The following is a 7283-nucleotide window of genomic DNA, read 5'->3' on the forward strand; positions in this document are numbered from 1 at the left end:
ATTTTTCTTCTCTTGCGGTTGTATAATTGATGCACAGCATAGCAGAACAAATGAAATAGACCGCACACCTTAGGAAAGGGCGGGTCTATATCTTGGTGCGTCGGTTAGTCGTCATTTTGTTCATCTGGAGGCTTAGGTTCTTTCAGGAAATGCACATAATCCGCACCCGTTTGCAGGAAAAAGGAGTACGCATCGAGCGGGTGCTCGTCCGATGCGAATGAAATGCATATGCGATAATTGCTCTTTGTCTTGAATTCGTTGTACGTAAAGGCAATCAGCCTTAGCGGAGCCGTGTGTGTGATGGTCGATTCTTGGAGGTCGTGAAACACGGTGGGATACTTCTTTTTTAATATGCTGATTCGATGATATGACAGCTGTTGAAGATAACTGCTCTTGTCTTGGTCCATAATTTCGAATCCGTAGTTGAAGTCCCCTTTATGAAGCACAACGATTTGTTCATTCCCAAGCATGTACATCGCCTTAAATTGGTACCATAGGTGTTCATCCCGTTCATTACACAACACGACGTCCTGAACGTTGTGGATTCTAGGTATCACACGATCACCTCGAAGACATATATTACTTCTATAACGTCATAATAACATTTATATATACTAAAAACAACAATAGCATTCATAATGGTGTTTTGATCGCCATAGCTTTCTTATATGCTAAGGATGAGGTGAACGGAATGGCGGACTTGAAAATATTTTTAGGAGATCGGATTCGACAGCTGCGCAAGCTGAAAGGATATACCCAAGCGGATCTCGGGGACAAATGCGGAATGAAAGCATCATACATCGGAGGTGCCGAGCGCGGCAGCATTAATATTTCACTGGATTCGCTAGAGCGGATAATTCGGGCGCTTGACGTAAACATTGAGGAATTCTTCCAGTTCGATACAGCCAACGTAAACGCCGAACGCCTCGGTATCGCCGGCACACTTGAGCTGCATGTGAAGCTGCTTAAGGGCAGGGAGCCAGACGACGTGAAGCTTGTCCATCGCATTGCCAAAGATATGTTAGAGACGTTTGACCGCAGAATGAATACATAATTGAAGGGGCCTGCAAAGCCTCTTTTTTTTGGATTGGCGTGCCCAGAAGCACGCATCTTCTTGCCGGTGAGAGTCCAGTCGCGGGAGGGCCAAGTTCAGCGCTCGGTGATAAGGCTTCCGTGTCGCGACCTTATGTGTACTCTCCCATACAGCCAGGAAGGATACCATCGAGGGTATGAATACCTCGAAGACATATATTACTTCTATATTGACATAATAACATTTATATATAATAAAAACAATAATGGCATTCATAATGGTATTTTGATCGCGATAGCTTTCTTATATGCTTAGGATGAGGTGAACGGAATGGCGGACTTGAAAATATTTTTAGGAGATCGGATTCGACAGCTGCGCAAGTTCAAAGGATATACCCAAGCGGAGCTCGGAGACAAATGTGAAATGAAGGCTTCGTACATCGGAGGTGCCGAGCGCGGCAGCATTAATATTTCGTTGAATTCACTAGAGCGGATGATTCGGGCGCTTGACGTAAGTATTGAGGATTTCTTCGCGTTCGATACAGCCAACGTAGACGCCGAACGTCTCGGTATCGCCGGTACACTTGAGCTGCATGTGAAGCTGCTTAAGGGCAGGGAACCGGACGACGTGAAGCTTGTCCATCGCATTGCCACAGATATGCTCGCGACATTTGACCGCAGAATGAATACATAAAATGGAGTAAGGGGCCCGCAAGGCCTCTTTTTTGTATCGTCTCACTTTCCCCTTCATTCAGATGACAGCTTTTCTTCCTTTTTAATCATGACTGTGATGTTCTGCGGCTTCTATTGTATCTGCTGAGTTTCCAGCGACCAGGTCCAGAAAATGGCCTGCAACTGTACTGGATCCACTGTATGTGCGGCACTCGGTGATAGGCTTATATGCCCTGTCCGTATGTGCACCCTCCCATACAATCAGGAGGGATAACATCGATGCTCATATGTAGATTAATGCTTCTTGCTTTTGTGCGTTTTGAGCTGCTGTGCTTCTGTCTGTTGGATTTCGTCCAATAGATTGATGAGGTTGTGTGGAGAAAGGAAACTTCCATTGGATACTGTACAGTCAAATGACCTAATATTCGGCTGCTTCACCGGACTAGGACTGATTTCATTGGAGGTTTTCCAGTGGATTGCACCATTTCCGCTTAACATGTGAATTTCCATTGGATGTTTTCCAATGGCAGTGCTGCTTCAATACGCTTGGTCACCGATAAGCAGCGCTCGGCTGCTACACTGCCCAAAGCTTGGCAACGCGCGCGGTCCCGAAGCGCTCGTTGTGGCAGCTGGAGCGAGTCTGAACCCCTATGGTTCCGTTGCACTCGTGAAATGCACGTGATTCGACGTATTGCAGATATGTTGTGCACGACTGAGTGTATTGCAAGGAATTAGTGTTGTTGTGCACGACTTGGACATATTGATTTATTGTGCTCAATTGGACTTTGGGGCTCTTGCAAAAGGCTTGAGGCAGTACTGTGAAGCGGTACTCGGTGAGAAGGCTTATGAGCCCTGTCCTTACCCTGCCCTTATGTGCACTCTCCCATATAATCAGGAGTGATAACGTCGAGGAAAAGGTACACGTAATATCATACACAAATGACATGACACAGGAGGGATATGTTACGGAAAAGACAGACGGTCATATCTTGCGCGAACGGCATGACGTAAGCCAATGAGGAGAGTGAGCCGACCGCATAAAAGGAGCCGCTTCCTCCTGATGGAAGGGGAGAATGAAGCAAAGGAGCGGTTGAAGCGAATCACTGTCGTCTGATGCCACTGCACGAACGGAACATTTCGTTACTGATCACAACTCGTGATATATGACAATCTTGGAAATGTGAGGCATGCAATATACATAATTTCACTGCAATAACCGATAAATGATAGTGAAGGAGCGGCCGCTTCTGAGTGATAGGTTTCGAAGAAGAAGATAATTTTCAATTATGTATATGAATATATGAAAAAATAAGCATGTAATAACAGAAAAAGGCACACCGTTCGAGAGAATGTGCCGCAAAGCTACAGGGGCTAATGTCTTCCTTCCGGCAGACGATGCCAGCCTGTTGCCTGCCATCCTGATTCTTATGATGAAGAAGGTGACAATGGGGGCGCCTTTTTTTATTTTCTTGATTCTACAATATGCACACGATGGAAGGAGAATGACGTAATCATGCGGTTTACTTTTAAAAAGTGGTCTATGTTGCTAATGTCTTGTCTGCTTTTTGTGACTTCCTTCTCAGCAGCCGGTGCAGCCAACCGTCCGACGACGATGGCTCAGAACGGAATGGTAACTACGCCTCACTATTTGGCATCCGCGGCGGCTCTGCAAGCGCTTGAGGATGGGGGCAACGCCGTGGAAGCCGCCATTGCGGCCGCATCCACGCTCGCCGTCGTCTACCCGCACTATACGAGCATTGGCGGAGACAGCTTCTGGCTGATCTACAACGCCAAGACGAAAGAAGTCAAGGCGCTGAACGCGAGCGGGCGATCGGGAGAGAACGTCACCATCGATTTTTATAAAAATAAAGGGTATGACAAAATCCCATCGCGCGGATATCTTGCGGCCAACACTGTGCCGGGGGCGGTATCTGGCTGGGGAGAAGCTTATGAATATGCTAAAAAATCGATGGACCGCCATTTGCCATGGGACAAAGTGCTGGAACGGGCCATTGGATATGCGGAAAATGGCTACCCGGTAACGCCGAATCAGGAGTACTGGACGAAGCTGAATCTAGATACAAGCGACAAGGAATTGAAAAACCTGCAGCGCTTCGAAAGCTTCCGTGACACCTTCCTGAAGCCGAACGGGGAAGCTTATAAACCAGGTGAAGTCATGGTGCAGAAGGACTTGGCCAAGACATTGCAGACAATTGCGAACAAAGGGGCAGACGCCTTCTATAAAGGTGAAATCGCCGATAAAATCGTCAAGGACATTCAGGAAAATGGCGGAGTGCTGACGAAGAAGGATTTTGCCGAGCACAAAGCGGATTGGGTGAAGCCGATTTCTGTCGATTACCGCGGATATACAGCGTACAACGTTCCGCCGAACTCGCAGGGCATGGCGTCATTGTCTATCCTCAACATTTTGAACAACTTTGATGTGAAGAGTATGGGGGAAGGCACGGCCGATTATTACCATGTTATCGTGGAGGCTACCAAGCAGGCATTTGCCGATCGAGACAAGTGGCTGACTGACCCTGATTTCGTTGATATTCCGCTTGACCAGCTGTTGTCTAAGCAGCATGGCCAAGACATGGCTGCCCGCATTGATATGAAGAAAGCGGCAGAATCCGTCAAGCCGCTCGATCCAAAAGGGGATACGGTATGGCTTGGCTTCGTGGATAAGGACGGCAACGCCGTATCTTTGATTCAGAGCCATTACTTTGACTACGGTGCAGGCGTCGTCGCTAAGGACACCGGCGTTATTTTGCAAAATCGGGGCAGCTTCTTCTCCTTGGACCCGAACCATATTAACAAGCTGGAACCGAAAAAGCGCACGTTCCATACGTTGAATCCGGCGATGCTCTTAAAAGGAAATAAGCCATATGTGCTGTACGGCACGCAGGGCGGCGAAGGGCAACCGCAGACACAGACGGCGCTTATTACGCGAATTGTCGACTTCGGATTTACAGTGCAGGATGCGATCGAAGCGCCGAGATGGCTGCATGGACGCAACTGGGGATCCTCGTCGAACGATCTGAAGATGGAAGGACGCGTTCCGCAGGCGGTACGGGATGAACTCGTGAAGCGCGGCCATCCGGTGCAGCCGATTGCCGAATACACGGATACGGTTGGCCAATCAGGTGTCATCCTGATTAATCCGGACACCAACGTCAAATTCGGCGGTGCCGATCCGCGGGGCGAAGGAGCGGCGCTAGGCTATTAATTAAATGGATGTGTGAGACGGAAGACTGCCGGGCAGGTACCGGCAGTCTGCTGCCGTCGCAACGCAATGACGGCGCTAGAGGTAGGAAATGGAGATGAAACCGATGGGAAAGTTGGAACCGTTTCTCAACAAAGCGATGGCTAGAAACGGGTTGTTATCACGGTTTACCGGGAAGCTGGGAAATAAGCTGGCGGCGTGGTTTCTCATCGTCGCATTAATTCCGCTGCTGCTTACATCCCTGTATTTATATCAGTTCAGTTCGAAGCAGTTGGTAGACAAACAAACAGAATCATACGTGAAATTAGTTACAAGTACGTCGCTTATTATGAATCAATGGTTAACGGAGCGCATGTCGCAAATGGACATTTTGTCCCTCACTACAGACATTCGTTCAACTGACCAAGCGGCGAAGGCTGAGTTTATCCAACAATTTACGAAGAGTGCGAATGTGTTTGACGGCAATACGTATATAGGTTCAGACGGCATCGTAATTGCGGATACGTTCCCAGACAGTGTCGGCATCGACTTGTCTGAGCGTCCATTTTTCCAGAACGGATTGAAAGGCAAATCAAGCTATACCGACGTTATATTGGCGAAGACGACAGGCAAGCGCTCCATTATCGTCGCATCGCCGGTCAAAGGGAAGCAAGAGAACGTCATCGGAGTGCTGACCGGTCTTATTAACTTCGAGGCGTTCGCCGATCGCTTTCTGCAGGATCTGTACATCGATAACGGAGCGGTCTATCCGATCATAGTCGACAATTTGGGGCAGATTCAGCTGCATCCGAACAAGAAATGGCTCGGAAAAAAAGTGAGCGAACTTGAGCTTGCTTCGGATTTAGGCGGCATTTTGCTGAAGCAGGAGAATGAGGCATCTTCTTACCATTATACAGATAACGGTGAATCCTACGTGGTAGCCTACTCCCCGATTCAGGCTACTGGGTACGGCCTTTATTTGCATATACCGGAAACGTCCATTACCTCGGCTGTATCTTCGATGAAGACCAATGTTACGGTCATCATGCTCTTCGTCACTATCTTGGTCATGTTCATCGCAATCATCCTATCCCGCAGTATTACAAGACCTATTGCTAAAGTGGCTGTTGTAGCGGAGCAGGTGTCGATTGGCGAATTGACCGTTGAACCGATATCCGTCCGTACCAAGGATGAGGTGGGGATGTTGTCACAGGCGGTCAACACGATGGTGGGGCAATTACGCAGCTTTATTGTGGATATTAACGCCACGGCGCAGCAGGTGGCAGTGTCCGCTGAAGAGCTCTCCGCCAATGCGGAGCATACGAGCAAGGCGACCGAGCATATTGCCGTTACGATTCAGGAAGTAGCGGATGGCACGGAGAAACAAGTGCGCAATGTAGAAAATAGCGTGCAATCCATTCATGATGTGTCGGTTGGCGTGCAACAAATTGCCTTGAATGCCCGTCAGGTGGCTGATTCAGCGGGGAATGCCTCCGACAGCGCGCAGGAAGGCCATCAATCGATGGAATCGATGACGAAGCAGATGGGCGCCATCCATGATACAGTGCTGCAGCTTGCGGAGATCGTGAAGCGCCTCGGGCAGCGGTCCGCGGAGATCGACAGCATCGCACAGGTCATTCACGGCGTTGCCTCGCAGACCAACCTGCTCGCACTCAATGCATCGATCGAAGCGGCACGCGCTGGCGAACAAGGCCGCGGATTCTCTGTCGTTGCCGGCGAAGTGAAGAATCTGTCCGAGCAGACGGCACAGTATGCGCAGCAAATTGCAACCTTAATTGATGCGATACAATCGGAGACGAATCAAGCCGTACAATCGATGGAGCAGGGAACGAAGGAAGTGACAGTCGGCATCGACGTAGTCCAACAAGCTGGCGACTACTTCGAACAGATTCTGCAGGCGATCCGACAGGTCGCAGAACAGATTCAGAACGTAAGTGTCTATGCGCATCAAATGTCCCAGGATACGGACCAAGCGGTCAACCGGGTACAGCAAATTACGGCGGTCGCTGAGCAATCCGCGGAAGGCACGCAGAATGTGTCCGCTGCAACCGAAGAACAGCTTGCCGCGATGGAGGAGGTCAGTTCCTCGTCCACGGCGCTGGCCAAGATGGCGGAAGATCTGCAGGCGCATGTGGCGCGCTTTAAGGTATAGCGATTAAGGTCTGATATGGAGAACGGTGATGCTTCGAAATGCTTCGAGGCTCCTGTTCTCCATTTATTTTTTCGTGACGGATTGTAATATGAAGTGCGACAGTTACCATTAAATAAAAAAATGGCTCATGATTGATTCGTGTAAAATGGAGTCACCACAACAACCATTACACGGAGGAATCAATCATGAGTTACTCACATT

General features: G+C 49.0%; 6 protein-coding genes and 1 riboswitch. Of the genes, 5 read left to right on the plus strand and 1 reads right to left on the minus strand.

Annotated elements, in window-relative coordinates; all coding sequences use genetic code 11:
- Positions 1-104 precede the first annotated feature (104 nt).
- Entirely contained in the window at positions 105-557 is a 453-nt protein-coding gene (locus M3650_RS30675; protein ID WP_251580111.1) for an arylsulfatase regulator, read from the minus strand.
- Between the two features lie 89 nt (positions 558-646).
- Here M3650_RS30675 and M3650_RS30680 point away from each other — a divergent pair, with 89 nt between their 5' ends.
- The 5 genes from M3650_RS30680 to M3650_RS30700 all read left to right on the plus strand — a co-directional run bounded on the left by M3650_RS30680 (position 647) and on the right by M3650_RS30700 (position 7082).
- Positions 647-1054, plus strand: coding sequence for a helix-turn-helix domain-containing protein (locus M3650_RS30680; protein WP_251580112.1), 408 nt, complete (start codon positions 647-649; stop codon positions 1052-1054).
- A gap of 309 nt (positions 1055-1363) precedes the next feature.
- Positions 1364-1726 (plus strand): helix-turn-helix domain-containing protein, encoded by a 363-nt coding sequence (locus tag M3650_RS30685; RefSeq protein ID WP_019422317.1) that lies wholly within the window; start codon positions 1364-1366, stop codon positions 1724-1726.
- A 501-nt stretch (positions 1727-2227) separates the two neighbouring features.
- The gene (locus M3650_RS30690) at positions 2228-2386 is read left to right on the plus strand and encodes a hypothetical protein (RefSeq protein WP_251580113.1); all 159 of its coding nucleotides are present in this window, start codon (positions 2228-2230) and stop codon (positions 2384-2386) included.
- A gap of 639 nt (positions 2387-3025) precedes the next feature.
- Positions 3026-3118: riboswitch (cyclic di-GMP riboswitch) on the plus strand.
- Between the two features lie 99 nt (positions 3119-3217).
- Positions 3218-4933 (plus strand): gamma-glutamyltransferase, encoded by a 1716-nt coding sequence (ggt, locus tag M3650_RS30695; protein ID WP_251580114.1) that lies wholly within the window; start codon positions 3218-3220, stop codon positions 4931-4933.
- Positions 4934-5036: 103 nt separating this feature from the next.
- Positions 5037-7082: a methyl-accepting chemotaxis protein gene (locus M3650_RS30700; RefSeq protein ID WP_251580116.1), complete on the plus strand. Its 2046-nt coding sequence runs from the start codon at positions 5037-5039 to the stop codon at positions 7080-7082.
- Positions 7083-7283 lie beyond the last annotated feature (201 nt).

Origin of the sequence: Paenibacillus sp. MER TA 81-3, assembly GCF_023713585.1 — a bacterium.
In the GTDB taxonomy this organism is placed as follows: Bacteria; Bacillota; Bacilli; order Paenibacillales; family Paenibacillaceae; genus Paenibacillus_B; species Paenibacillus_B profundus.